The sequence below is a fragment of the Zavarzinella formosa DSM 19928 genome (assembly GCF_000255705.1).
Lineage (GTDB): Bacteria > Planctomycetota > Planctomycetia > Gemmatales > Gemmataceae > Zavarzinella > Zavarzinella formosa.
In genome coordinates this window covers 2,066,415-2,066,716 of the sequence record NZ_JH636439.1, presented here as the reverse complement: position 1 = coordinate 2,066,716, position 302 = coordinate 2,066,415, and the positions used below count along the sequence as shown (strand labels likewise).

Sequence of the window (302 nt, the reverse complement as noted above, 5' to 3'; positions counted from 1 at the left end):
TTTTGAACGATAGGTCCCCTTTGCTGTTTCCGAACAACGTCATGAGCTTGAAGCCTTCTTCCCGACACCCCTCGCCAAGCAGACGCTTGTCAGTCGCCTCGATGATTTCGGGGCCGTCGTAGCTGATCCGCACGGTGTGCGTGAACTTGCCCTCGAGGAATTTCAGCACCCGGTTCACGGTTGGATTAATGGACTCCAACTTAATCGCCATCGCCTCCTTTTCTTTCACAAGCGACGCCTTCCCCTTTCGGAGTGTGGCAATGTCTGCATTCAGTTCTTCCCGAGTTTTACTCAACGCGGCG

At 54.0% G+C, this 302-nt stretch carries 1 protein-coding gene; it reads right to left on the bottom strand.

From position 1 onward, the window contains the following. On the bottom strand, positions 1-211 hold a 211-nt coding region (locus BGIM_RS49575; protein WP_193788954.1), incomplete at its 3' end, for a hypothetical protein. Between the last annotated feature and the right edge of the window lie 91 nt (positions 212-302).